Genomic DNA, 24,468 nt, shown 5'->3' with positions numbered 1-24,468 from the left:
TCAGGGGGCGGAGTGCCGGTCGGCGGCCGGGAGGAGGCGGCTCGCCAGCATCGCCCCGGCGATGGCGGCCGCGGCGGTGGCCCAGGCGACCGGGTCGAGGGGGACGCAGCCGAAGAAGCCGCTGACGACGGGCGTCTGGACGATGAGCGCCAGGAGGGCGGCCGAGCCGAGCGCGCTGAGCAGGACGGCGCGGTCGTTGTGGCCCGCACTGAGCGTCTGGGCGAGCTGGGTGCCGATGAGCGCGACCATGCCGATGGTGCGGGCGCGTACGGCCGGGCCGGTGAAGCGCCCCGCCAGCCACCCGGCCAGGGCGCCGAGCGTCGTCACGGCCGCGCGGTGCGCGATGTCGTGGGTCAGGGCGGAGCCGAGCGAGGTCTCCGGGCCCTCCGACAGCAGCACCGTGGTGGCCTCGTCGGTGGGGACGCGGACGGCCACGGCCAGGGCGGGGGCCAGGTCCGTGAGCATGTTCATCAGCAGCATCTGGCGGGCCGACAGCGGGGCGCGGCCGGTCAGCAGGGAGCCGATCAGGGTGAAGGCGATCTCGCCGAGGTTGCCGCCGACGAGGATGGCGAGGGCCTCGCGGACCGACGCCCACATGGCGCGCCCCTCCACCAGCCCGAAGATGATCGTCTCCAGCCGGTCGTCGGCGACGATCAGGTCCGCCGACGCCTGCGCCGCGGCCGTGCCGCGCTCGCCGAGCGCGATGCCCACGTCGGCGAGGCGGATCCCGGCGGCGTCGTTGGCGCCGTCGCCCGTCATGGCGACGATGCGGCCGCGGCCGCGCAGCGCGCGCACGACGCGGACCTTGTGGACGGGAGTGCACCGGGCCACCACGTCCACGCCGACCAGGGCGTCCGACAGAGCGTCGTCGTCGAGCCGGTCGATCTCGTCGCCGGTGATGACGCGGTGCTCGACGCCGCCGCCGGCGACCTGGTCGGCGATCGCCGCGGCGGTCGCCGGATGGTCGCCGGTCAGCATGATGATCTGGACGCCGGCGGCGCGCAGGTCGGCGACGGCGGGCGCGGCGGTGGCGCGGACGGTGTCGGCGAGTCCGAGCAGCCCGAGGAAGGTCATGCCGGTCACCTCGTCCTCGCCGACCGTCTCGCTGCCGTCCGGCATCCGGCGCTCGGCGACGGCGAGGACGCGGTGGCCGCTGGACGCGAGCTTCTCGACGCGCCCGCGCAGGCGCCGCCGGGCGGCGCGGTCCAGTTCCCCGTCCGGAGTGCGGGCGCAGAGCGGGAGCACGACCTCCGGGGCCCCCTTGACGAAGACCGTCCGTTCACCGTCGGACGAGCCGAGCGTCGCGTGGAACGCGCGCGACGGCTCGAACGGCATGCTGTGGATCTGCTTCCAGGCCCCGCCGAAGTCGCGGTCCACGCCCGCCCGCGAGGCGCCCTCGTCCACGGCGGCGTCGGTGACGTGGCTGTGCCGCCCGTTGGCGGGGACCGGCGTGGCGCGCAGGGCGGCGGCGAGGACGCCGCGGAGCGGATCGTCCGGCTTCGCGGCGTCGCCCTCACGGCGGTGGTCGGCGATGCGGGCCAGGGTGATGCGCCCTTCGGTCAGGGTTCCGGTCTTGTCGAAGCACAGGACGTCGACCCGGCCGAGCGTCTCGATGGTCCGCGGGTCGCGGACGAAGATCCCCCGTTCGGCGAGCCGCCGGATCGCGGCCACCTGGGCGGCGCTGACCAGCAGCGGGAGCCCCTCCGGGACGGACGCGACGGCCAGCGTGACGCCCTCGGACAGCGCGCGGCGCAGCGGGCCGCCGCGCAGCAGGCCGGAGGTGACGACGCCGAGGGCCGCGCCGACCGCCATCGGCGTGGTGGCCTCGGTGATCTGCTTGAGGCGGGCCTCCACGCCGCTGGGGGAGGAGCCCGCGGCCAGCGACGCGGCCATGGCCCGCCCGCTCTCGGTGGCGTCGCCGAGCGCGACCACCGCGGCGGTGCAGTCCCCGGCGGCGATCGTGGTGCCCTCGTAGAGCATGCAGCGGCGTTCGGCGAGGTGCCGGGCCAGGGTCGGCTCCGCGTCCTTGGCCACCGGGAGGGACTCGCCGGTGAGCGAGGACTCGTCGGCCTCCAGCCCGTTCGCGGTGACGATCCGGCAGTCGGCCGGGACCGCGTCTCCCGCGGTGAGCACCAGGACGTCGCCGCGGACGAGCCGTCTCGCCGGAACCCGGGTCTCCTCGCCGTCCCGCAGCACGCGGACCGGCTCCCCGGACCGGGCCGAGATCCTCGCGATGATCCCGTCGGCGGAGACCCGCTGCCGCCCGCCGACCAGCCCGGACACGCCGATGGTCGCGGCGACGAGCGCGGCGTCGGCCGGCGACCCGACCGCGGCGGCGCCGGCGGCGCCCGCGGCCAGCACCGCCGTGAGGGGGTTGGCCAGTTCCTCGGCCACGGCGCGCAGCAGCGGACGGCGGCCCCCCTCGCGGCCCGGGCCGCGCGTGCCGCGAGCGCGCGCCTCGTCGCCCGAGAGCCCCTCGGCACCGCTGTCCAGGCGGTCCAGCACCGCCTCCACGGGCATGGCGTGCCACGGCGTGGACGGCAGCGGCGGCGCGGGAACGTGCCGCATCACCTCGCGGGCCGTCCAGGCGCCGTGGACCATGCCCAGGGCCGCCGCGCCGTTGACGGCCGCCAGGGCGCGGTCCGCCGCCCTTCCGGGCGGCCCGGTGAGGGCGAGCAGCGCGGCCACGCCGGTGCCCGACCACGCGAGCGTGACGCCCCGCTCGCTGACGCGGCGCGCGGCGGCGACCGCCTCGACGACGTGGGCGGCGGCGGCCTGGTCCCGCAGGACCATCAGGTGCGCGCCCCACGGCGGCGGCGCGCCGTCCGCCCGGACCGCCACGCCGAGGTCGGCCGCGGCGAGCGCCCCGGGGTCGCCCGAGACCAGCAGGACGCACGCGCCGTCCTCCTGCAGCCCGCGGACGGCGGCGGCGAGGTCCGCGCCGCCGGGCGCGGTGGCGTCCGGAGGGACCGGCAGCTCGACGCCGGGACCGGCCAGCACGACCTTCACACCGGCCTCCCGCGCGGCGGTCACCAGGGCGTTCGTCTCGTCCCGCAGCGAGCGGCGCATGCGGATGAGGGCGCGCGGCCGTCCCTTCTCGGCCAGGGCCAGCACCGGACCGGGTCCCTGGAGGAGAGCCCTGCCCTTGGCCGGGACCTTCCCGTCCGGCAGCACGCGCCCGACCGGCCCCAGAGTCCATCCGGCCGCCTTCCGGACCTTGTCCGGCGCCCCGGGGTCGAACAGCGCGTGGACGCGCTCGGCCACCTCGCCCTCCGCGGCCTTCCCGAGCAGGGCGACCTCGTCCACCACCAGGTCACCGGTCTGGAGGACGTCGGCGTCCAGCACCACCGTGTCGATCCGGTCGAGGCGGCGCAGCGCCGCCGGGTCCACGGCCAGCACTCCCCGCCCGGCGAGGCGGGTGTCGAGCTCGGCCGCGAAGACCTCGCGCGCGGCGTGGGGCGCCTTCGGCACCGCGGAGACGCCGACGTCCAGCGCGCGGCGAGCGCTGCCGGTCAGGAGCCCGCCGAGCGCGAGCCCCCCGAGGCCGACGGCGAGCATCCGGCCCGCGTGCCGTTCCGGCGGCCCCTCGGGCAGCTCCCGCGAGCGCCCGGCCGGGGCGGCGGTGCATCCGGCCAGCTCGGGGTCGCCGGTCAGCTCCGCTTCGGCGAGCCGCCACAGCCGGCCGGTGGCGGCGGCCTCGCGGCGCTGCCACAGCCGCTGCGCCACGTCGACCGACAGCCCGGACCCGCCGGGCGCGAAGGCCTGCACGGCGGCCTGGGTCAGCGGCAGCCACCGCTCGACCGGCGCACCCGGGACGCTCCGCGCCAGAACCCCGCGCAGGAGCGGCACCGTGTCCGCGAACGCCACCAGTCCGGAGAGCTCGGACGGCAGCGGAGCCCGCCCGAGCGCCCACTGCGTCCCCGTGATCGTGAGCCCCACCAGGTCGGCGCCGAGGGCCAGCGCCGTCGGCGGCGCCGCGAAGCGGCCCGCGCCGGGCTCCTCGCCCTCCAGGACCGCGTCCAGCGTCTCGACGACCTCCAGCACGGTCTCCGGTGAGACCTCGTCGGACACATGGACGATCAACCGCCCCAGCGCCGTGTTGACCCGCGCCCAGCGGACGTCGGGGAGCCCTTCGATGGCGTGCTCCAGCGCCCGCGCCTCGGAGTGCCTGCCGGCCTTGTGGAGATGGCGGAGCTCGATGTGGAGCCGCTCCGGATACCTGTGGACGGTCCGCGCGGGGCGTAGGGCCCGCCCCACCATGCTCTCGACACCGCCGAGCGCACGTCTCGTCTGCCCGATGGGCACGGACGCCGCACGGCTCCCCAGAGTCCCCGCAAGGTCCGCCGCGGAGACGACGGTTCCTCCGCCCGGGAGGCCGCCGGCGGCCGCCAGGCCGCGTCGCAGGAAGTCAAGGGCCATGACGCTGCCCTAACCCCTCAACCAAGGCCTAAGCGCGTGTCAAAACCTGTTTGCGGAACTTCACCGCCCCCGTGACCTGGTCAAGGGAGTGCGGCGGCCAGGCGGGTGCGCAGGGCGGGCATGCGGTCGGGGGCGGCGGCGAAGGTCGCGGACGGCTGCTGCGCGGACAGGATCTCCAGGAGGACCGCCAGCTCCCGCGGGTCCTCGTCCGCGAGGAGTTCGTCGGCGCGCGCCACGGTGAAGGCGGGTCCGTCGAGGTCGCGCAGGCAGTCCAGGAACGCGTCCCAGTTGTGGCCGAAGTAGTCGGGGAAGCCGAGGGCCCGCGCCGCCTCCCGGAAGAAGGCGGCGCGGGTCCGGCAGTCGTGCCCGTCGACGTCGGCCCGCACCGGGTCACTGGTCAGCGTCAACCACGGCGGCGGCGAGGTCATCGGACGGGTTCCGTTCTAGGAGATCTTGTAGAAGTTGGAGTAGTGGTCCGGGGAGAAGTAGACGGTGCCGGTGCTGCCGTGGACGATCCGGTAGGCGTCGCGGGAGGCGCCCTTGTTCCGCGAGTACACGTCGTACTCGTGGTAGGTGGCGCTGGACGGCAGCTGGCCGTCGTAGTTGTGGTACACCCCGCCGGTGTAGTTGTACAGCCCGTCGGGCCAGGTGTACCAGCCCGAGCCGGATGGCCATCCCTTCCCGGCCCACAACGAGGCGGCGTAGCGGCCGTCGGAGCAGCGTGAGATCGTGCAGGAGCCGTAGACCGTCGCGCTTGCCGGGACGTTGGCGGTGACGCCCGTCGCGCATGCCGCGGCCACCAGGGTGGCGGCGGTTCGTTTCGTCCAGGACGGCCGGGAGCGCTGCCTGAGCACAGGTACCTCCTACGAACGAGTGCGTCCCCGGATGGGGACGGCCTCCCCCGGACCGGGCGGTGCCGGAGCCGGGGCGAACGCCGCAATGATGACCTTGTGCATAAGGCGCAGTCGAGACAAAGCCGTCAAGTTTCTATGAACAGCCCGCGACCGCCCGGCTCCGGATTCGAACGAATGAAGCGGACACCTGTGCCCCCCGGCCAGGTCAGCGCAGCTCCTTGATGCGGATCATGTTGCCCGCGGGGTCGCGGAAGGCGCAGTCGCGCATCCCGTACGGCTGCTCGGTCGGCTCCTGGACGATCTCGGCGCCCGCGGCCCGGACCTTGTCGAAGGCGCCGTCGAGGTCCGGGGTGGCGAGCAGGATCCAGCCGTAGGTGCCCTTGGCCATCATCTCGGCGATGGTGCGGCGCTCGTCGTCGGTGACGCCGGGATCGGTGGCCGGCGGCGCGAGCAGGATGGAGGTGTCCGGCTGATGGGGCGGGCCGACCGTGATCCAGCGCATCCTGCCGCCGCCGACGTCGCTGCGGACCTCGAAGCCGAGCGCGTCGCGGAAGAAGGCCAGCGAGGCGTCCGGGTCGTCATGGGGGAGGAAGGTGGTGTGAATGGTGATGTCCATGCGATCACGCTAGCCGCGGCACCTTCAGCCGCGCGCCTCGACACATCATGGGTCTCGCCATGGCCCGCCAGAGCATCGCCATGAGCGGGCCGGAGCGGCGTCCGCGGCGCGCGGCCCGCGCGGAGGGTCTATGCGCCGGCGAGCAGTCCCCGGCGGAGCCGCTCCAGGGTCTGGGCGAGGAGCCGGGAGACGTGCATCTGTGACAGGCCCAGTCGCGCGGCGATCTGGGACTGGGTCTCGTTGCCGAAGAACCGCAGCAGCACGATGGTGCGCTCGCGCTGGGGAAGCCCGTCCAGCAGCGGCCGGAGCGTGTGGGCGTCCACGATTCCCTCCAGGTCGGGGTCGTCGGCTCCCAGGGTGTCGCCCAGCGTGCCTGGGCCGTCCTCCTCGGCGCCGCCGGAGGGGGCGTCCAGGGACAGCGGCCGGTAGGCCTCGCTGGCCGTCAGCGCGTCGAGCGTCTCCTCCAGGTCGACGCCGAGCCGGTCGGCGAGCTCCGCGGCGGTGGGGGAGCGGCCGTGCGCGGCGGTGAAGTCGGTCATGGCCCGGTGCAGCATCGGGCGCAGCTCCTGCATGCGCCGCGAGACCTTGACGCCCCAGGTCCGGTCGCGGAAGTGCCGCCGGACCTCCCCCGTCACCACCGGGTAGGCGTAGGCGAGGAAGCGGATGCCCCGGGTCGGGTCGAACCGGTTGATGGCGGAGACGAGGCCCACATAGGCGGCCTGCTCGAGGTCCTCCACCGGTTCGCCGCGCCCGGCGTAGCGGCGTGCGACGCTGCGCACGAGGGCGGTGTTCAGCGTGACGATCTCGGTGCGGAGCCGCTCGCGGGCGGGATCGTCCGAGCGGAGCCGGTGCAGCCGCTCCAGGAGCACGTGGGTACGCCGGTCGATCGATGCGCGCCTGTCCTCTGCCAATGATCGCCTCTTCCCGCGGCGCGCGGCGCACGACCTGTCGAGTCGTCCTCGGGCGGGGGGCGGTGCCCGCGCGACCGCCATGATCCTTGCACTAGGCAACAATTCGCCGATGCGGTCCCTACCCGGTATCGGCGGGCTCACACGGTGTGGCGGCCGCGGTCCTAGGAGACGTGCGGATCGAGGAAGGCGCCGATCGCGGAGGCCACGGCCTCCGGGGCCTCCTCGGCCATGTGGTGGCCGGAGTCGACGGGACGGCCGCGGACGTCGTCCGCCCAGTCCCGCCAGATCTTCACCGGGTCGCCGTAGAGGTCCTCGAGGTCGTCACGGGAGGACCACAGCACCAGCGTCGGGCACTGGACGCGGCGGCCGGCGCGGCGGTCCTCCTCGTCGTGCCGGCGGTCGATTCCGAGGCCGGCCCGGTAGTCCTCCAGCATGCCGTGCACGGTCGCCGGGTCGTGGATCGCCTCGCGGAAGTCGTCCCAGGCCTCGGGGGCCATGTGCTCGGCCGTGGCGGTGTACCAGGCGTCGGGGTCGGCGCTGATGACCCGCTCCGCGGGCTTGTCCGTCTGCCCGAAGAACCACCAGTGCCACCACTGCGCCGCGAACCGGGCGTCGCAGCGCTCCAGGTGCTCGACCACCGGGAGCCCGTCCATGGCGATCAGCGCGGTGACCGCCGCCGGGTGGTCCATCGCCGTCCGGAACGCCACGAGCGAGCCTCGGTCGTGCCCCGCGACGGCGAACACGTCGTGGCCGAGCGCCCGCATCAGGGCGAGCATGTCCGCGGCCATCGCGCGCTTGGAGTACGGCGCGTGGTCGGCGTCGGTCAGGGGTTTGGACGATTGACCGTAGCCGCGCAGATCGGGACACACGACACGGAACCGCTGCGCGAGGAGTGGAGCGACCTTGTGCCAGGTGGCATGCGTCCGGGGGTGGCCGTGCAGCAGCAGCAAGGGCGCCCCCGTCCCGCCGTGCCGCACCCGCAGCGTGACCTCACCGACGTCGATCCGGTCGAGTGTGAAGCCGTCGAAGAACACCACGGCGCACTACCCGCGCCGCGCCCCGCCAACCGCGGGCACCGGGCCCGGCCGCGGCGAAGGAGCGGGCCCGGTCAGCGGCGGGTGGGGAGCCGGACGACGGTGACGAAGAAGTCGTCGATCTGCTGGATGGCCTTGATGAACTGGTCGAAGTCGACGGGCTTGGTGACGTAGGCGTTGGCGTGCAGCTTGTAGCTGCGCAGGATGTCCTCCTCGGCCGACGACGTGGTCAGCACCACCACCGGGATGGACGCCAGCTCCGGGTCGGTCTTGATCTCTTCGAGGACCTCGCGCCCGTCGCGCTTGGGCAGGTTGAGGTCGAGCAGGACCAGGTCGGGGCGGGGCGCCTCCGGGTGCTCGCCGCGCCGGTAGAGGAAGTCGAGCGCCTCCGCGCCGTCGCGGACGACGTGCAGGGTGTTGCCGACCTTGTTGTGCTCGAAGGCCTCGCGGGTCATCAGTTCGTCACCGGGGTCGTCTTCGACCAGCAGGACGGTGATGGGCTGGACGGCGGTGCTGGTCACGAACTGGCTCCTTGGAGATCGGTGGTCGGGGACGGGGCGCCGGCGTCGGGCGTGCCGGGCTCGGCCGCGGCGGCGTCGTCCGGGGCGCGGTCGGCGGCGGGGGCCGCCGTGCCGGAGGACTGGTCGGACCGGTCGGACTGCTGTTCCGGCTCGCCGGGCTGCTCGGTCCGCTCTTCGACCGGAAGGGTGAAGTGGAAGCGGGAGCCCTCGTCGAGGTCGGGGTCGAGCCAGATCCGGCCGCCGTGGTACTCGACGATCTTCTTGCACAGCGCCAGGCCGATGCCGGTGCCGGCGTAGGCCTCGCGGCTGTGCAGCCGCTGGAAGATGACGAAGATCTTGTCGGCGTACTCGCCGGGGATGCCGATCCCGTTGTCGGTGACGGTCAGGTGCCAGAACCCGTCCTCCCGCTCGCACGTGACGCGGACCACCGCGTCGCGGTCGGGGGAGCGGAACTTGACCGCGTTGCCGAGCAGGTTCTGCCACAGCATCACCATGAGCGTCGGGTCCGCGGTGACCTCGGGCAGGTCGTCCGGCCTGTCGACGCGGGCGCCGGCCTCGGTGACGGCGCCGTCGAGGTTGGCCAGCGCCTGGTCGAGCGGGTCGCTCAGCGAGAGCGTCCGCTGGTGCTGGTGCAGCCGGCCGACCCGGGAGAAGGTCAGCAGATCGTTGATCAGCACCTGCATCCGCTTGGCGCCGTCCACCGCGAAGGCGATGTACTGGTGGCCCCGCTCGTCGAGCTGGTCGCCGCAGCGGCGCTCCAGCAGCTGGCAGAACGAGGCGACCTTGCGCAGCGGTTCCTGGAGGTCGTGGCTGGCGACGTAGGCGAACTGCTCCAGCTCGGCGTTGGAGCGGCGCAGCTCCACCGTCTGCGCGTCCAGCTCCGCGGTCTGGCTCTGCAGCAGGCGCTCGCGCTCGGTGGACCTCTCCAGGGCCATCGTGATCCGGCCGCGCATCGCCTCCACGGCGTGGGCCACGTCGCGCACGTCGGCGGGCCCGTGCGCGCCGATGACGTGGGTGAAGTCGCCCTCGGCGACGCGCCGCGAGGCGGTGCGCAGCATGCGCAGCGGCCGGTCCACGGCGTAGTGCAGCAGGGCGGCCAGCAGTACCGCGGTCGCCAGCAGCGCGATGAACAGGGAGGTCAGCGTCCAGTCCCGCACCGCGCGGGTGTGGCGGAGATCGGCGCGGCTCTCGGCGCGGACCTCGGCCAGGTGGCGGTTCTGGATCGCCCAGGTGGCGCGGACGGCGTCGAAGGCGGGCTTGCCGCGGGCCGTGGTGGTGGCGGCGCCCCCGCCGGGCCCCTGCTCGCCGACCTGGTCGATCACGACGGTGCCGTAGTCACGGCGCCACACGCCGATGGTCCGCTGGGTGGCGTCGAGGTCGGCGCGCAGTTCCGGCTCGTCGGCCAGCAGCCGCCGCAGCCGCGCGAGGGACTCCTGCTCGGTGGCCAGCCCGTCGGTGTAGGGCCGCAGGAACTGCCGGTCGCCCGTCAGGGCGTACCCGCGCACGCCGGTCTCCTGGTTGAGCATGGCCATCTGCATCCGGCTCGCCTCGACCTGCGCCGGCGCGATCCGGTCCACCAGCCGGTCGGAGCCCGCCGCGGTCTCCTCCAGCAGGTTGTGGACCACCACGCCGCCGGTGACGGTGAGCACGACGATCAGCAGCGCGGCCAGCATGAACCACGCCCGGACCGTCGGTCCGGGCCGCCGCGGGGGATCGGTCGCCGGCGCCGGCGCGGTGAGAGCGGCGGGTTCGGCCGTCTCGGCGTCGGGCGCCGTCAGGGGCGGAGTGCTCATGCGGGAGTCCATCCAAGGTGTAGGACCGCGACGTCGTCGTCCAGGCCGCCGTGCTGGAGCGAGGCCGCCTCGACATCGGTGATCAGTGTGTCGACGAAGTCGTCGGGGGAGCGTGTGCGGTGGCTCTGGGCGAGCCGGAGCAGACCTGTGAGGTCCAGGCGGCGGCCGCCGGAGTCGATCTGGCCTTCGAACAGCCCGTCGGTGAACAGGACGAGCGAGGAGCCGGGCGGCAGCGGCACCTCGTGCTCGCGCCAGGTGGCGAGGCCGGGCACCATGCCCACGCCGAGGCCCCCCGGCGGCTCGACCAGCCGGACCTCGCTGCGCCCGTGCAACAGGAAACCGGGGTGGCCGGCGCGGACGACCTCTGCCACCGGGCGATCGGGGAACAGCGTCGCCGTGGTGAGGGTGACGAACATCTCCGAGCCGCCCTCCTCCCCGGACAGCAGCTCCTCCAGCAGTTCGAGCACCCGGGCTCCGCGGGTCCCGGCCAGCACGAAGGAGCGCCACGCCACCCGGAGGCTGACCCCGAGGGCCGCGGAGGCGGGGCCGTGGCCGGCCACGTCCCCGATCACGGCGTGCACCAGTCCGTCGCCGGTCTCCACCACGTCGTAGAAGTCCCCGCCCAGCAGGGAGTGCGCCCGCCCGGGCCGGTAGCGCGCGACGATCCGCAGCCGCGGGTTGGACACGCGGGGGCGCGGCAGGAGGCCCCGCTCCAGCCGGGCGTTCTCCTGGGCCCGCATCTGCTCGACCTGGAGCGCCGCGACCGCCTGCTGGACCTGGCGCCGCTGCACCGCGTAGCGGATCGCCCGGCCGAGCCGGTCCGACTCGAGCTGGTCCTTGGAGAGGTAGTCCTGCGCCCCGGCTGCCAGCGCGGCGCTGCCCGCCTGCGACTCGGCGAGGCCGGTCAGCACCACCACCGCGGCGCCGGGCGCCCACTCCAGCACCTGCCGGAGCACCGCCAGCCCCTGCGACTCGCCGAGGTTCAGGTCCAGCAGCACGCAGTCGGGCATGGGCTGCGCGGACAGCGGGCCCCGCGCCTCGGGAAGCGAGCGCACCCACTGCAGCGCCGCGCGCAGCCCGGTGTCGGCCAGCGTGTCCTCGACCAGGATCGCGTCGGCGGAGTCGTCCTCGACCAGCAGCACGCGCAGCGGCCCGAGCTCCGGCCCGCCGCCGGCGGCGCCGTAGACCGGGACCGGTACCCGCGGCCCGGGCAGCGCGGGAGAGGACGCCTCAAGGCCGGCCGCCCCGAGACCATGCGACATCAGTCCGTCCACCGCCTCTCGCCCTCCGCCCCGCCGGTGCCGCGCCGATAGTAGTTGCCTTATGGCAAATATGCATCCGCGGCGCACCGCGCTCGGCGCACGGTGCCCGCACGGCCTGCCAGGCCGCGACCGTAATGTACCGGGGGCGGCCACCCGTCGGGGCAGGGCCCGCAGGGGTGGTCCGCCGCGCCGCGCGCGGACCGGCGGGCGGCCTCAGTTCCTCCGGACGTCGGCGCCGGGCGGCCGCGCGCCGGCCAGCGCGTCGTCGAGGGTCGGGTGGATGGTCAGGCGCTCGTCGACGTGCGTGATCTGCAGGACGCGCCGGACCGCGTCCTGCAGCGGCCCGGCCAGCACGGCGCTTCCACCGCGCCCCTCGGCCGCCAGGTAGAACCGCATCAGCAGGCTGAGGCCCACCGAGTCCAGGTACCGCAGGCCGCTCAGGTCGAGCACCAGGTGCTCGCCGTGCTCGCTGCGCAGCCGGCGCATCTGCTGCTCGGCCTGCTGCGCGGTGTCCAGGGCCAGGTCCCCGGTCATCGTGATCACCGTGCGGCCGTCCCGCGCGTGGCCGGTCACCTCGGCCATGCCGTTGCCTTCACGTAGCTTCCGTTTCCTCTGGGTCGGGGCCCGGCGCCTCCGGGGAGCCGGGAGGTCAGATGCGGTCGGTCTCCGGCGGCGCGGTCTCGGGCGGAGCGAGGTGGACGGTGGCCAGCTCCGGAAGCCCGGAGAGGGTCAGCACCGGTTCCAGGAGCTGCGGAGCGATCAGTTCGAGATGTTCCGCGTGGGCGAACAGAACGCTCAGTCCAGCGCTATCAAGGTACTCGACCGCGGTGAGGTCCAGGACGAGTTCGCCCCTCTCCTCGTGCGCGGTGTCCAGCACGGCGGCGAGGTCCCCGCTGTTGCTCATGTCGATCTCGCCGGCGGCCGTCACGAGCGCCCTCCCGTCCGGGCGCCGCGCGGTCGTGAGGGTCAGGGGTGTGCTCATGAGCCAATCCTGGTGTGCATGTGAACGGTGGTGCCGTCCGGTCCGGGCGTGATCGTGAGCTTGCTCATCAGCGCGCGCATCAGGGCGGTACCGCGCCCGCGGTTGAGGTCGGCGTCCCCGCCGGGCGGCTTCCAGCGGCCGGTGTCGGCGATGGTCAGATGCAGCTGGTCGACGAAGGCCTCGGCCCGCAGCCGGACGGTGTGCACGCCCCCGGCGGCGCGGCCGTGCTCGACGGCGTTCGCGCACGCCTCGCCGGCGGCCACGAGGACGCCCTGGGCGGTGCGGCGGGGGAGCTGGCACTGGGCGAGCCAGCCGCGCAGCGCCTCCCGCAGGGGGGCGAGCTGCGAGGACTCGGCGGGGAAGCTCACGTCGAGCGGCGCGGGGTGCCGGTAGAGCATGAGCGCGACGTCGTCGTCGTAGCCGTCCGGCGGGGCCAGGCTCGTCATGATGAAGGTGGCGAGCTCGTCGACTCCCTGCTCTCGGCCGTCCTGGACGGCGTGGCCGACCTGCCGGATGCCGTCGTTCAGGGAGCGGCGGCGGCGTTCCACCAGGCCGTCGGTGTACAGCAGGACGGTGCCGCGGGCCGGGATGGTCGTCGCGGCGTCGGGCCTCGGCCGCGGGGCGCCGGCGGCGATCGGGACGGACCGGCCCCCTTCGAGCAGCTCGGTGCTGCCGTCCGCCCGGGCGAGGATGGCGGGCGGGTGCCCGGCGCTGGAGTAGGTCAGCTCGCCCGTCGCGGGGTCGAGGACGCCGCAGAAGACGGTGGAGCACCGCGCGCCGGGGATGCCCGCGGCGAAGCGGTCCAGGGCCATGAGGGTCCGGGCCGGCCCGGCGTCCTGCAGCAGGAGGGCCCGGGAGGCGCTGCGCAGCTGGCCCATGACGGTGGCCGCCTCCAGCCCCCGGCCGACGCAGTCGCCCACGATGATGCCGATGCGGCCGTCGGGGAGGGCGAAGATGTCGTACCAGTCGCCGCCGACCTCCAGCGGCCGCGCCGCGGGCTCGTAGCGGACGGCGAACCCGTCGGGCAGCTCGGACGGGCCGAGGATGGCGCGCTGGAGGGCCAGGGCGGTCTCGCGCTGCTGGTCGATCAGGTTGGCGCGGGACAGCCCCTGGGCGAGGCGCCCGGCCAGCAGGGACAGCAGCAGCGCGTCCTGGTCGGTGAAGGGGCGGCGGTCGTCCAGCTCGATCCAGAGGACCAGTGTCCCGTGCGGGTGTTCGAGCGTGATCGCGGTGGGGTGCTCGGCGACGGGGGTGAGGGTCGGGTGCTCGCGCAGCGCTGCCAGCCGCACGCGGCGCTCCTCGGGCAGGTCCTGCCAGGTCAGCCCCGGCTCGGTCGAGGTCAGCTCGGGCTCGTCGCCGGTGAAGACGGCGGCGAGCACGCGCTCGGCGTACCAGAGGCCGCGCAGCTCCTCCAGCGCGCCGGCCAGGGTGCCGGGCAGGTTCACGGCCTCGGTGAGCCGCATGCTGAGGGCCGCGAGGGCGCTCTCGCGCTGGATGGCGTAGTGGTCGGCCGTGACGTCCCGGAAGGTCCCGACGATGACGCGCCGCCCGGTCTCGGGGTCGTGGACGTGGTTGTAGGCCATGCTGACCCAGACCCGGTGCCCGTCGCGGTGGCGAAGGGGGACGTTGCAGGTGCCGCGTTCCTGGACCAGCATGTCGTCGAAGGCGGCGGTGACCACCCGGCGCGCCTCGGGGTCGGCCTTCTCGTCCGGCCACCAGGGGGGCTCCGGGGGATAGGGCAGCCCGGCGGCCTCGTAGCCGAGGATGTCGGTGAAAGCGGTGTTGAACTCGATGCAGGAGCCTTCCTCGTCGCAGACGAAGAACGCCTCCTGCATGGAGTCGACGAGCGCGGTGCGCCAGCGGGCGTGGTGGCTCCGCAGCCGGGCCAGCTCCACGTTCGCCCGCACGCGGGCCAGCAGCTCCGCGGCGGCGAAGGGCTTGAGCAGGTAGTCGTCGGCGCCCGCCCGCAGGCCCTCGATCGAGGCCTCCTGCCCCGCGCGGGCCGACAGCAGCAGCACCGGCAGGGCGGCGGTGCGCTGGTCGCCGCGCAGCGCGGCGACCAGTTGCAGCCCGTCCACGTACGGCATCATCACGTCGCTGACCACCATGTCGAAGGCGGTCCCGCGGATCGCCTCCAGGGCGGCCCGGCCGTCGGCGACGGCGTCGACCTGGTAGCCGGCGCCGCGCAGCAGCCGGCTGAGGTACTCGCGCATGTCGGCGTTGTCGTCGGCGACCAGCACCCGTGCGGGGACCTCGGGGCCGAGTGCCGGGATCGGCTCGGGCGGGGTCGGGTCGGTGGAGTTCGGGTCGCCGCCGGGGTGCTCGGCGGGCAGCCAGCGCAGCGCCTCCTGGACGTAGGGGTCGGCGGTGACCGACGCCGCCGTGGTCGAGCGCGGCGGGGCGACGGCGTCCGGGGGCAGGTGCTCGCTCCCGAACGGCAGCCGGATGGTGAAGCCGGTGCCCTCGCCTTCGCTGCTGGCGGCGGTGATGGACCCGCCGTGCAGGGCGACGAGCTCCTTGACCAGGGCCAGGCCGATGCCGCTGCCCTCGTTGGAGCGGGCACGGGTGTTCTCGACGCGGTGGAACCGCTCGAACAGCCGGGGGACCTCGTCGGCGGCGACACCGACCCCGGTGTCGGCCACCGTCACCTGCGCCATCCCGTCCTCGACGGCCACCCGGACATGGATCGACCCGTCGAAGGTGAACTTCAGCGCGTTGCTGAGCAGGTTCAGGATCACCTTCTCCCACATGTCGCGGTCGACGTACACCGGCGCGGGGAGCGGCTCGCACTCGACGACGAAGCCGAGGCCCGCCTTGTCCACGGCGGAGCGGAAGACGCTGGCGAGCTCGGCGGTGACCTCGGGCAGGTCGACCGGCTCGTAGCGCGCCTGCATCCGGCCGGCCTCGATGCGGGAGAAGTCCAGCAGGGAGTTGACGAGCCTGCCCAGGCGCAGCCCGTTGCGGTGGATGACGTCCAGCTCCTGGCGCACCTGGTCGTCGGCGCCCTCGAGCCTCGTGCGCAGTTCCTGCACCGGGCCCATGATCAGGGTCAGCGGGGTGCGGAACTCGTGGCTGATGTTGGAGAAGAACGTGGTCTTGGCGCGGTCGAGCTCGGCGAGCTCCTCGGCGCGCCGCCGCTGCGCCTGGTAGCTGCGGGCGCTGCCGATGCCCGCCGCGATGTGGCCGGCGGCCAGTTCCACGAAGCCGCGGTAGCCCTCGTCGAGCTGGCGGTAGGGGTTCAGCGCGGCCACAAGGAACCCGTACGGCGCGCGGCCCTGCCGCAGCAGCGGCGCCACCAGCGCCTGGTCGGGGGGCTGGGTCCAGGTCCCGGAGGGCAGGACCCCGAACCGGGGATCGTCGAGCTGCATCAGCACCGATTCTCCCCGGGCCAGCGCCGCCGTGGGCCAGGTTCCGTCCGGTTCGTCCGCCGGAAGTTCGGCACGGGCGGCCGGATGGTCGCGGGCGATGCCGGTCGCGCCCGCGAGCCGCGCGGACCCGCCGTCCCGGAACAGGTACGTCAGTGTGAAGGGCAGGTCCTCGCGGTTGCGGTCGAGCTGCCGGTCGGCGAAGGCGAGCGTCTCCTGCTCGGTCCGGACCACGCTGGGGTCGGACCCGAGCTCGCGCAGCGTGGTCATCCGCCGGTCGCCGATGATCCGCTCGGTCTCCTCGCTGACCACGCAGAGCATCCCGACCACGCCGCCGCTGTCGTCGCGGAGCGGGCTGTAGGAGAAGGTGTGGTAGGTCTCCTCGGGGTACCCCGACCGCTCGAGGAACAGCAGCAGCCCCTCGTCCCAGGTGGCCTCCCCCGTGCCGAGCACCGTGTCGATCCTCGGCCCGATGTCGCTCCAGATCTCGTTCCACACCTCGCGGGCCGGCCGCCCGAGCGCCCACGGGTACTTTCGTCCGAGCGTGTCGCGGCGGTAGGCGGCGTTGCAGAAGAACGTCAGCTCCGGGCCCCAGGCCATCCACATCGAGAACCGCGACGACAGCAGGATGTCGACCGCCGTCTGCAGGCTCTGGGGCCAGCCGTCCGGCGGTCCCAGCGGGGTCGCCGTCCAGTCCACCGCGGCGAGATCCCGGCCGATCTCCCCGTCGGCGGAGAAGACGCCGGTCCCCGCCCGCGGCTCGCGTCCCGCGGACTCGGCACGTCCGGGGTCCTCCGATAGCGCCACCGCACCCCTCTTTCGCTCAGGTGATCACCCACCGCATCGGACGGACGCCCCGCGCGTCCGCACACCGCATGGCCAACCCTTTACCCCCGATAGCCCGGAGGCAACAACCGTTTCCCCGGTACCGGACGCCCGGCGCGGCGCGTCCCGCACGGCGCACCCCCTCCGCCGCCGCCGGCGGCCGTCCGGGTCGCGGTCGAGGTGATAAGCAGTACAAATAGGGTAAAGCCCTTTTTCTGGCGGGACTGCCGCCGGCCCCGGTCCCCACTACAGGAGGTGACGGTGACGGACCCCGCCCGCCACCTCGACCCCGCGCCCGCTCCCCCCGGCGAACGGGAGCGGCTCGCGGCCGTCCGCCGCTACCGGATACTCGACACCCCGCCCGACGGCACGTTCGACATCATCGCCTCCCTGGCCGCGCGCAGCTGCGGCACGCCCATGGCCGGCGTGACCGTCGTGGACGGCGACCGCATCTGGTTCAAGGCCGCCCACGGGCTGCCCGGCGTCTCGCAGATCGCCCGCGATCCGGGGCTGTGCGCCTCCGCCATCCTGCACGACACCCCCTATGTCGTCGCGGACGCGCTCGACGACCCGAGGACGGCGGCCAACCCGCTCGTCCACGGCGAGCCGGGCGTCCGCTTCTACGCGGCCGCGCCGATCACCACCGCGGACGGCCACCGCCTCGGCGCCGTCAGCGTGCTGGACACCCGTCCGCGCGAGGCGACCGAGGAGCAGCTGGCCGTCCTGAGCGACCTGGCCGCGCTGGTGGCGCAGGAGCTGGAGCGGCGGCTCTCCTCGATCTGCACCATCACCGCGGAGCGGACCATGCGCGCCGGAGCGGAGCGCCTGGTCCGCACGCTGCAGCGCACCCTCCTGCCGCCCGCGCTGCCCAAGGTCCCGGGCCTGCACGCGGCCGCCGCGTACCACCCCGTCTCCCGGGACGAGGTCGGCGGCGACTTCTACGACCTGTTCCCGCTGGACGACGGCCGCTGGGCGTTCTTCCTCGGCGACGTGTGCGGCAAGGGCGCCGAGGCCGCCGCCCTGACCTCCCTCACCCGCTACACCCTGCGCGCCGCCGCCATCTACGACCCCGACCCCTGCACGGCGCTCGGGAACCTCGACACCGTCCTCAAGGGCGAGTACCAGAGCGACCCCCGCTTCTGCACCGCCCTGGTCGGTGTCATGGCGCCCGAGCCGGACGGCTCCTTCTCCGTGATCCTGGCCGGGGGCGGCCACCCGCCCGCCCTGGCCGTCCGCGCGGACGGCACGGTCGAGGCCGTCGACACGCCCGGCGGGCAGCTCATCGGGATACTGCCCGACCCGCGCTTCGCCAAGGCCGAGGTCCGCCTCGCACCGGGCGACGCGCTGCTGCTCTACACCGACGGCCTCACCGAAGCCCGCACGCCGGACGGTGCGATGCTCGGAGGCGAGGGACTTACCGCCCATCTGACCAGCACGCCCTGTGATGGAGCGGATAATCTGCTGGCGAACATCCATAAACTTCTCACGGAACTGGGCGCGGGAGTCAGCGACGACACGGCGTTGCTGGCCCTCTCCGTGCCCCGCCGTCCAGCAACGTCCGGACAGGAGCCTCCTCGGTGACCGACCACACCTTCACCGTCAACCTCCCGTCCGAGGGAGCGGAGGTCCCCGTGCTGCGCGTCGCGGGAGACCTCGACTACCACACCGCCCCGCGCCTGCGGGAGGCACTCGAGGCCCTCCCGCTGGCCCCCGGGGGCGGCGCGGTCCTCGACGTCACCGACCTGAACTACTGCGACTCCACGGGCATCACCGTGCTCATCGCCGGCTACCGCCGGGCGCAGGCGGCCAAGAGCAGTATCGTGCTCGCCGGGCTGAACCCCGACCTCACCCGGGTCTTCGAGATCACCGGGCTCGACCAGGTCTTCACCTTCCACGCCACCGCCGAAGAGGCCGTCAAGGCCCTGCGCGAGGGGTGAGCCCGCGCGGGCGGCGGGGCCGCGGGGTCAGCCGCGCCGCGGGGTGACGAGGCCGGACTCGTAGGCGAACACCACGAGCTGGGCGCGGTCCCTGACGTGCAGCTTCGCCAGGACCCTGCTGACGTGCGTCTTCGCGGTGGCCGGGCTGATCACCATGTGCGCGGCGATCTCGTCGTTGGACATGCCGCGCGCCACCAGGACGGTGACCTCCCGCTCGCGCCTGGTCAGCATGTCGAGCCCCTCGGGGGAGGGTTCGGGCCGGCGCGCGACGTACTCGCCGATCAGCCGGCGGGTGATCGAGGGGGACAGCAGCGCGTCCCCGCGGGCCGCGACCCTGACGCCCTGCACCAGGTCCGCGGGCTCGGTGTCCTTGACCATGAACCCGCAGGCGCCCGCGCGGAGCGCGTTGAAGACGTACTCGTCGAGCCCGTAGTTGGTGAGGATCACGACGTGGACGCCGCCCAGCCGCCGGTCGGCGGCGATCAGCCGGGTCGCCTCGATGCCGTCCATCACCGGCATCTGGACGTCGACCAGGGCGACGTCGGGCCGGTGCTCGGCGGCGAGCGCGACGGCCTGCTCGCCGTTGGCGGCCTCGGCCACCACCTCGATGTCGTCCTCGATCTCCAGCAGCGCGCGGAAGCCGCCGCGGATGAGGGCCTGGTCGTCCACCAGCAGCACGCGGATCACGAGGGCTCCCCGAGGGGGAGTTCGGCGCGCACGGTGAAGCCGCCCTCGGGACGGGGCTCGGCCCGCAGCCGGCCGCCGAGCGCCGCGACGCGCTCGCGCATGCCGAGCAGGCCCGTCCCGGGGACGGGCGGCGCGTCCGGGCTCGCCTCGCCGTCGTCGTCGACCTGCACGACCAGCTCCGCGCCCGCGTAGTCGATCCGCACCGCGGCGGCCGCTTCACCGGCGTGCCGGGAGACGTTGGTGAGGGCCTCCTGGACGATCCGGTACGCGGCCCGGTCCACGTCGGGGGGCAGCTCCCGCCGCGTACCGGAGATCGTCACCGTGGCCGGGAGCCCGATGGAGCGGGCCCGCTCCACCAGGCCGTCGAGCCGGTCGAGGCCGCTGGTCAAGGGCTCGCCGCCGGAGTGCCCGGTGTCGGACTGCTCGGTGTCGCGCAGCACCTCCAAGGTGGCGCGCAGCTCGCGCATGGCGTCGCCGCTGGCCTCCTGGATGGCCAGCAGGGCGGGCGGCACGTCCTCGCCGCGCCTGCGCGCGAGGTGGACGGCGACCCCGGCCTGCACCTTGATGATCGAGATGCTGTGGGTGAGCGAGTCGTGCAGCTCCCTGGCGATGCGCAGGCGCTCCTCGCCCGCGCGCCGGAGGGCCGCCTCCTCGCGGGTGCGCTCGGCTTCGGCGGCCCGCCGCTCGGCCTCCTCCAGGTAGGCCTGCCGGTGCCGGGCCACCGTCGCCGCCACGCCGGCCGCCACGAACCAGCCGACCAGCAGCGAGAGGCTCTGGAGACCGCGCAGGGCCCCGTCGGGGCTGGGCAGCTCCACCACCAGGCCGGTGCCCAGGAAGGCCGCGACCACCAGAGCCGTGGCCACCCGATGCCCTGCGTTGAAGGCGGCGAACACCGCCACGATCACGGGGAAGGCGGCCGCCGGACCGGGGTGGACGTGCGCCGCGAGCGCCAGCATGCAGCCCGCGCTCACGACCAGCGCCACCAGGGGCGCCCGCCGCCAGGCGACGAGCGCGAGCGAGCCGGCGAGGGCGGCCGCGAGGTCGAGCGCGCCCGCGCGCGGGGTGATGGCCACGACGACCGACATGAAGAGGGCCATCGCCACGGCGAGCAGCCCGTCCTGGGCGAGCGGCCGCCACCGGTTCATGGAGCTCATTGGTGCAGATTAGGACTCTTTCCACCGAGATTCCTCGGCGTCGCGGCGGAGAAGTCCACTACTCCCAGCGGTGTAGCGGCGCCGGGCGTACGCCGCCGGCGTCAGGCTGAGAAGCCATCCCCGGCCGGATGACCGATGACCTGCTGGAACAGCACGATGTCGGGCATGCAGACGATCCAAGACAAGGGCGGTACCCGCCCCGGGCCGACGCTCGCCGCGGTGGCCGTCGTGCAGTTCATGGTGTCGCTGGACCTCTCGGTGGTGAACGTCGGGCTCCCGCAGATCGCCGCCGGTCTCGGGTTCAGCGCGATGGGCCTGACCTGGGTGATCCACGCCTACGCCCTCTCCTTCGGGGGGCTGCTCCTGCTGGGCGGCAAGGCCGCCGACCGGTACGGGCGCAAACCCGTCCTCCTGCTCGGGCTCGGCCTGTTCGGCCTGGCGTCCCTGGCCGGCGGCCTGGCCCAGGCGCCGGGCCAGCTCGTCGCCGCGCGCGCCGCCCAGGGGGTCGGCGCGGCCGCGCTGGCGCCGGCCGCGCTGGCCCTGCTGACCGCGACGTTCCCCTCCGGCCGCGAGCGGGTCCGGGCCTTCGGGATCTGGAGCGCGATGAACGCCGCCGGAGGCGCGCTCGGCGTCCTGATCGGCGGCGTGCTCACCGACTACGCGGGATGGCGCTGGGTGATGCTGGTGAACGTGCCGATGGCCGCGGGCGCCCTGGCGCTGGCGTGGCGCGGCGTCGCCTCGGGCCCGCCCCCGGACCGCGGCCGCCGTCCGGACGTCCTCGGCGCGTTCCTGGCCACCGCGGGGATGACCCTGCTGGTCTTCGGCGTCGTGCGCACGGACCGGAACGGGTGGACCTCGCCGGTCACCCTCACGACCCTGGCGGTCGCCGCGGCGCTGCTGGCCGCCTTCCTCGTGCAGGAGCGGACCACCGCCCGCGAACCGCTGGTCAGGCTCGGCCTGTTCGGCAACCGCTCGGTCGCCGGCGCCAACGCCTTCAACCTCCTGGTCGGCGCCGCCATGGCCTCGTCCTTCTACTTCATGTCCCTCTACCTGCAGCGGGTCCTCGGGCACGGGCCGGCGCTGACCGGGACCATGTTCCTGCCGTTCGCGCTGGGGGTCGTCGCCGGATCGGTCCTGGCCGTCAAGCTCGGCTACCGGCTGCCCCCGCGGACCCTCATGGTCGCCGGCGGGCTGATGACCGCGACCGGGTTCGCCTGGTTCGCCATGATCAGCGCGGACGGCGCCTTCGCCACCGACGTGCTGGGGCCCTCCATCGTCGCCAGCGTGGGCTTCGGGCTCTGCCTGGCGCCGCTGGTCTCCATCGCCACCGCAGGGGTCGCGCCACGGGAGACCGGGACCGCCTCGGCGCTGCTCAACAGCTCGCGCCAGATCGGCGCCTCGCTCGGCCTGGCCGCCCTCGGCACCGCCGCCCAGCACCGCACCGGCCGCGTCTCCACCCCCGGGACCCTCAACGACGGCTACGCGCTCGGCCTCGGCCTCGGCGCCGTGCTCCTGGCCGCCGCCGCCCTCGTCGCCCTCACCGTGCTGCGCGGGACGGGCCACCCGGCGCAGGCGGAGCGCGCCGACGAGCGCGACCTGCTGCCCGTGACCGAGTGAGGGACGTCTCCGCGGCGGCCCCGGGGCGGCGGGCCGGCGCCCGCGACCGAGCCGGGCGCCGGCCCGATGCGCGGGCCACGGGGAATCGGGGGAGCGGTCAGCCGGCCTCGTGGCCCGGTTCCAGATCGGGCAGCGTCCGGAAGGTGAGCGGGTCGGCCTCGGCCCCGACCGCCACGTCGATCGGGGCCAGGAGGAACCCGACGTGGTCGCCGAGGTCGACGCGCTCCTCGATCCGCCCCACGAGGCGGCGGGGAGCCTCGGTCAGCAGCGGCACGCCCTCGGGGCCCGGCCGCCACGAGCAGCGTTCGAACTTGTCGATCTCGTCGCCCGTCCGCTCTCCGAACAGCGACGCCAGCCGCTGCTGCTCCCCGCTCCGGCCGAGGACGTGCACGGCGAGGAACTCGGCCGCCTCCGCCGCCCGGTAGGTGCGGTTCTGCCGGGACAGGCACACCAGGAACCTGAAAGGTTCGATGCTGGTCTGCGTGGTGAACCCGACCAGGCACCCCGCCCGCGTCCCCGTACCGGGGTCGACGGTGGTCACCACGAACATCGGGTAGTCGAATCCGGCGACGAAGCCATCGCTGTCCATCCGCTCACCCTATGGCGACGCCGGCCGGGCGGGACCCGAGGCCGGGGGGTGGTTCGCGCCACTCCTCCCCGGGTAGGCGATCTTGGTGGGTACGTTCATCGTCGTCGGGGCCGGCCTCGTCGGTGCCGCGACCGCGTGGCAGCTGGCCCGGCGCGGGCACGAGGTGACGGTGCTGGAGCGCGACGTCCCGGCCGGCGCCGCCGGCAGTTCGCACGGGTCGGCGCGCATCCTCCGCTACGGCTACGCCGACCCGTTCTACGTCCGGGCGATGGTCGACGCACGGCGCGAATGGGACGAGCTGGAGCGGCTGGCCGGCGAGCGCCTCGTCACCCGGACGGGCTCCCTGGACGCCGGGGCGGCCCGCGACCCCGCCGCGCTGGCCGAGGTGTTCGCGGCGGCCGGCGTCGAGCACGAGCTGCTCGGCGCCTCCGAGGCCGCCGCGCGCTGGCCGGGGTTCCGCTTCGAGGGCGGGACCGGCGTGCTCTGGCACCCGGCAGCCGGTGTGATCGACGCCGAGGCCGCGGTGTCGGCCATGCTGCGGCTGGCGGGGGCCGAGGGCGCCCGGATCGAGACCGGCCGCCCCGTGGTGTCGGTCGAGCGCGCGGGCTCCGGGTACCGGACGGTGGGCCCGGACGGGCGATCGGAGGAAGCCGGGAAGGTCGTCGTCGCCGCCGGCGGCTGGCTGCCCGACATCCTCGGCGGGCTCCCGCTTCCGCGGGCGTTCCTGTCGGCCTTCCCGCCGCTCCGGGTGATGCAGGAGAACATCTTCCACTTCCCCTACCGCGAGGTCCCGGCGGAAACGTGGCCGACGTTCATCCACAAGGAGTCGGCCACGCTGGTCTACGGGCTGCCCGGTGGCAGGGACGCTGCCCTCCCGGACGGCCGGAGCGGCCAGAAGGTGGCCGAGTTCAACGGCGGCCGGCCGATCCGCAGCGCCGCCGCGCGGACCGGTGCGGTCGACCCGGCGGGCCGTGAGCGGATCGTCGCCTACGTCCGGCGGGCCCTGCCCGGCGTCGTCCCCGAGCCCTACGCGGAGACGATTTGCCTGTTCACCAACACCCCCACCGAGGACTTCGTGATCGACGGCGCCGGCGGCGTCACGGTCGCCTCGCCGTGCTCGGGGCACGGCGCCAAGTTCGCGCCGCTCCTCGGCCGGATCGTCGCCGAGTCGGCCGCGGACGAGCGCCCGCCCCCGGACCGCTTCCGGGTCCGCGCCGGCCGCGCGACCCGGTCCTCACCCTGACCGGCGGCCGCGGCCCGGGACCGGCGAAGATCGTCTAACCTGCCGGGGTGACCGACGCGACCGACGACCTCGCCCTGCCCGCCGCTCTCGCCGAGGTGGCCGCGGTCGGCTTCGAATGGGAGTACGACGAGGAGACCGACGAGGCGCGCGGCTGCGACTTCGAACCGTACGACCGTTTCGAGGACCCCGCGAAGACGGCGTGGTGGTTCCGCCTGCGGACCGGCGACCCGGACGCGGACGGCGGCGAGTTCCGCTTCTTCGGCTCGACCGGAGCCGGCGACTACGCCGGCTTCTGGCTGGCGCGGCCCGGTGTCCCGGTCACCGGCCAGCCCGTGGTCCTCATCGGCTCCGAGGGCGACCGCGGGGTGATCGCACGCGATCTCGGCGACCTGCTGTGGCTGTTCGCCGCGGGACTCGGGCCGTTCGAGGCGTTCGAGGACCCCGAGGCCCCCGGGGAGCCGAACGAGGCCTTCCGCGCGATCGCCGAGCGCCACGCCCCCGGCCGGCGCTCGCCCGCCGAGATCGTGGCCGCCGCGCGGGCGGAGTTCCCGCACTTCTCCGACCTCATCGACGCGATGTGCCGCTGAATCCGCTGTGCCCCTGAATCCGCTGTGCCCCTGAACCCGATGTGGGGCTGAGCGGGAGCCGCCCGCCCCACG

General features: G+C 74.5%; 20 protein-coding genes. 5 read left to right on the top strand and 15 right to left on the bottom strand.

The features are described 5' to 3' along the window. The 12 genes from FKD65_RS07800 to FKD65_RS07745 all read right to left on the bottom strand — a co-directional run bounded on the left by FKD65_RS07800 (position 1) and on the right by FKD65_RS07745 (position 16,564). Positions 1–4,419 (bottom strand): cation-translocating P-type ATPase, encoded by a 4,419-nt coding sequence (locus tag FKD65_RS07800; protein ID WP_141576832.1) that lies wholly within the window; start codon positions 4,417–4,419, stop codon positions 1–3. A gap of 80 nt (positions 4,420–4,499) precedes the next feature. Beyond that, complete coding sequence (locus FKD65_RS07795) at positions 4,500–4,847, bottom strand: barstar family protein (RefSeq protein WP_141576831.1); 348 nt, start codon at positions 4,845–4,847, stop codon at positions 4,500–4,502. Positions 4,848–4,862: 15 nt separating this feature from the next. Continuing rightward, positions 4,863–5,273, bottom strand: a complete 411-nt coding sequence (locus FKD65_RS07790) for a ribonuclease domain-containing protein (RefSeq protein WP_141576830.1) — start codon at positions 5,271–5,273, stop codon at positions 4,863–4,865. A gap of 205 nt (positions 5,274–5,478) precedes the next feature. After that, positions 5,479–5,889 carry a VOC family protein gene (locus FKD65_RS07785; protein ID WP_141576829.1) on the bottom strand — a complete coding sequence of 137 codons (411 nt, stop codon included), beginning with the start codon at positions 5,887–5,889 and terminating at the stop codon, positions 5,479–5,481. A gap of 128 nt (positions 5,890–6,017) precedes the next feature. Then, positions 6,018–6,800 (bottom strand): SigB/SigF/SigG family RNA polymerase sigma factor, encoded by a 783-nt coding sequence (locus tag FKD65_RS07780; protein ID WP_240810020.1) that lies wholly within the window; start codon positions 6,798–6,800, stop codon positions 6,018–6,020. Between the two features lie 161 nt (positions 6,801–6,961). Next, the gene (locus tag FKD65_RS07775) at positions 6,962–7,834 is read right to left on the bottom strand and encodes an alpha/beta fold hydrolase (protein ID WP_141586548.1); all 873 of its coding nucleotides are present in this window, start codon (positions 7,832–7,834) and stop codon (positions 6,962–6,964) included. A 74-nt stretch (positions 7,835–7,908) separates the two neighbouring features. Continuing rightward, positions 7,909–8,355, bottom strand: coding sequence for a response regulator (locus FKD65_RS07770; RefSeq protein WP_141576827.1), 447 nt, complete (start codon positions 8,353–8,355; stop codon positions 7,909–7,911). Continuing rightward, complete coding sequence (locus FKD65_RS07765) at positions 8,352–10,148, bottom strand: CHASE3 domain-containing protein (RefSeq protein WP_168220977.1); 1,797 nt, start codon at positions 10,146–10,148, stop codon at positions 8,352–8,354. Before FKD65_RS07765 ends, FKD65_RS07770 begins: the two co-directional genes overlap by 4 nt. Further along, a complete protein-coding gene (locus FKD65_RS07760; protein ID WP_141576825.1) occupies positions 10,145–11,410 on the bottom strand; it encodes a PP2C family protein-serine/threonine phosphatase in 1,266 nt (421 codons plus the stop codon). Before FKD65_RS07760 ends, FKD65_RS07765 begins: the two co-directional genes overlap by 4 nt. Before the next feature lie 213 nt (positions 11,411–11,623). Beyond that, positions 11,624–11,992 carry an STAS domain-containing protein gene (locus FKD65_RS07755; protein ID WP_141576824.1) on the bottom strand — a complete coding sequence of 123 codons (369 nt, stop codon included), beginning with the start codon at positions 11,990–11,992 and terminating at the stop codon, positions 11,624–11,626. A gap of 67 nt (positions 11,993–12,059) precedes the next feature. After that, the gene (locus tag FKD65_RS07750) at positions 12,060–12,392 is read right to left on the bottom strand and encodes an STAS domain-containing protein (RefSeq protein WP_141576823.1); all 333 of its coding nucleotides are present in this window, start codon (positions 12,390–12,392) and stop codon (positions 12,060–12,062) included. Then, on the bottom strand, positions 12,389–16,564 hold the full coding sequence (locus FKD65_RS07745) for a SpoIIE family protein phosphatase (protein ID WP_141576822.1): 4,176 nt from the start codon (positions 16,562–16,564) through the stop codon (positions 12,389–12,391). Before FKD65_RS07745 ends, FKD65_RS07750 begins: the two co-directional genes overlap by 4 nt. Positions 16,565–16,843: 279 nt before the next feature. Between FKD65_RS07745 and FKD65_RS07740 the strand changes: the two genes are divergently transcribed. Continuing rightward, positions 16,844–18,163 carry a PP2C family protein-serine/threonine phosphatase gene (locus tag FKD65_RS07740; protein WP_141576821.1) on the top strand — a complete coding sequence of 440 codons (1,320 nt, stop codon included), beginning with the start codon at positions 16,844–16,846 and terminating at the stop codon, positions 18,161–18,163. Continuing rightward, positions 18,160–18,519, top strand: a complete 360-nt coding sequence (locus FKD65_RS07735; RefSeq protein WP_240810018.1) for an STAS domain-containing protein — start codon at positions 18,160–18,162, stop codon at positions 18,517–18,519. Before FKD65_RS07740 ends, FKD65_RS07735 begins: the two co-directional genes overlap by 4 nt. A gap of 27 nt (positions 18,520–18,546) precedes the next feature. Here the strand turns inward: FKD65_RS07735 and FKD65_RS07730 are convergent, their stop codons facing one another. Beyond that, the gene (locus tag FKD65_RS07730) at positions 18,547–19,206 is read right to left on the bottom strand and encodes a response regulator transcription factor (protein WP_141576820.1); all 660 of its coding nucleotides are present in this window, start codon (positions 19,204–19,206) and stop codon (positions 18,547–18,549) included. Further along, a complete protein-coding gene (locus FKD65_RS07725) occupies positions 19,203–20,360 on the bottom strand; it encodes a sensor histidine kinase (RefSeq protein ID WP_141576819.1) in 1,158 nt (385 codons plus the stop codon). The genes FKD65_RS07730 and FKD65_RS07725 overlap by 4 nt, the downstream gene beginning before the upstream one ends. A 165-nt stretch (positions 20,361–20,525) precedes the next feature. On the opposite strand from FKD65_RS07725, the gene FKD65_RS07720 reads away from it, so the two are divergent. Beyond that, entirely contained in the window at positions 20,526–21,977 is a 1,452-nt protein-coding gene (locus FKD65_RS07720) for an MFS transporter (RefSeq protein WP_141576818.1), read from the top strand. Between the two features lie 97 nt (positions 21,978–22,074). On the opposite strand, the gene FKD65_RS07715 is transcribed toward FKD65_RS07720, so the two are convergent. After that, positions 22,075–22,566: a flavin reductase family protein gene (locus FKD65_RS07715; RefSeq protein ID WP_141576817.1), complete on the bottom strand. Its 492-nt coding sequence runs from the start codon at positions 22,564–22,566 to the stop codon at positions 22,075–22,077. 85 nt (positions 22,567–22,651) lie between these two features. Here FKD65_RS07715 and FKD65_RS07710 point away from each other — a divergent pair, with 85 nt between their 5' ends. Both FKD65_RS07710 and FKD65_RS07705 read left to right on the top strand, forming a co-directional pair. Beyond that, the gene (locus FKD65_RS07710) at positions 22,652–23,809 is read left to right on the top strand and encodes an FAD-dependent oxidoreductase (protein ID WP_205718595.1); all 1,158 of its coding nucleotides are present in this window, start codon (positions 22,652–22,654) and stop codon (positions 23,807–23,809) included. 47 nt (positions 23,810–23,856) lie between these two features. After that, the gene (locus FKD65_RS07705) at positions 23,857–24,396 is read left to right on the top strand and encodes an SMI1/KNR4 family protein (RefSeq protein WP_240810017.1); all 540 of its coding nucleotides are present in this window, start codon (positions 23,857–23,859) and stop codon (positions 24,394–24,396) included. Positions 24,397–24,468 lie beyond the last annotated feature (72 nt).

This window comes from Actinomadura sp. WMMA1423 (genome assembly GCF_006547145.1).
In the GTDB taxonomy this organism is placed as follows: Bacteria; Actinomycetota; Actinomycetes; order Streptosporangiales; family Streptosporangiaceae; genus Spirillospora.
The sequence above is the reverse complement of the archived record's forward strand: the minus strand, read 5'-3'. Positions and strand labels throughout refer to the sequence as shown.

Excerpts from the sequence above, each read along its gene's own strand:
- FKD65_RS07800 (WP_141576832.1), bottom strand. The coding sequence starts at position 4,419 with ATGGCCCTTGACTTCCTGCGACGCGGCCTGGCGGCCGCCGGCGGCCTC.
- FKD65_RS07795 (WP_141576831.1), bottom strand. The coding sequence starts at position 4,847 with ATGACCTCGCCGCCGCCGTGGTTGACGCTGACCAGTGACCCGGTGCGG.
- FKD65_RS07785 (WP_141576829.1), bottom strand. The coding sequence starts at position 5,889 with ATGGACATCACCATTCACACCACCTTCCTCCCCCATGACGACCCGGAC.
- FKD65_RS07765 (WP_168220977.1), bottom strand. The coding sequence starts at position 10,148 with ATGAGCACTCCGCCCCTGACGGCGCCCGACGCCGAGACGGCCGAACCC.
- FKD65_RS07760 (WP_141576825.1), bottom strand. The coding sequence starts at position 11,410 with ATGTCGCATGGTCTCGGGGCGGCCGGCCTTGAGGCGTCCTCTCCCGCG.
- FKD65_RS07755 (WP_141576824.1), bottom strand. The coding sequence starts at position 11,992 with ATGGCCGAGGTGACCGGCCACGCGCGGGACGGCCGCACGGTGATCACG.
- FKD65_RS07750 (WP_141576823.1), bottom strand. The coding sequence starts at position 12,392 with ATGAGCACACCCCTGACCCTCACGACCGCGCGGCGCCCGGACGGGAGG.
- FKD65_RS07725 (WP_141576819.1), bottom strand. The coding sequence starts at position 20,360 with ATGAGCTCCATGAACCGGTGGCGGCCGCTCGCCCAGGACGGGCTGCTC.
- FKD65_RS07720 (WP_141576818.1), top strand. The coding sequence starts at position 20,526 with ATGCAGACGATCCAAGACAAGGGCGGTACCCGCCCCGGGCCGACGCTC.
- FKD65_RS07715 (WP_141576817.1), bottom strand. The coding sequence starts at position 22,566 with ATGGACAGCGATGGCTTCGTCGCCGGATTCGACTACCCGATGTTCGTG.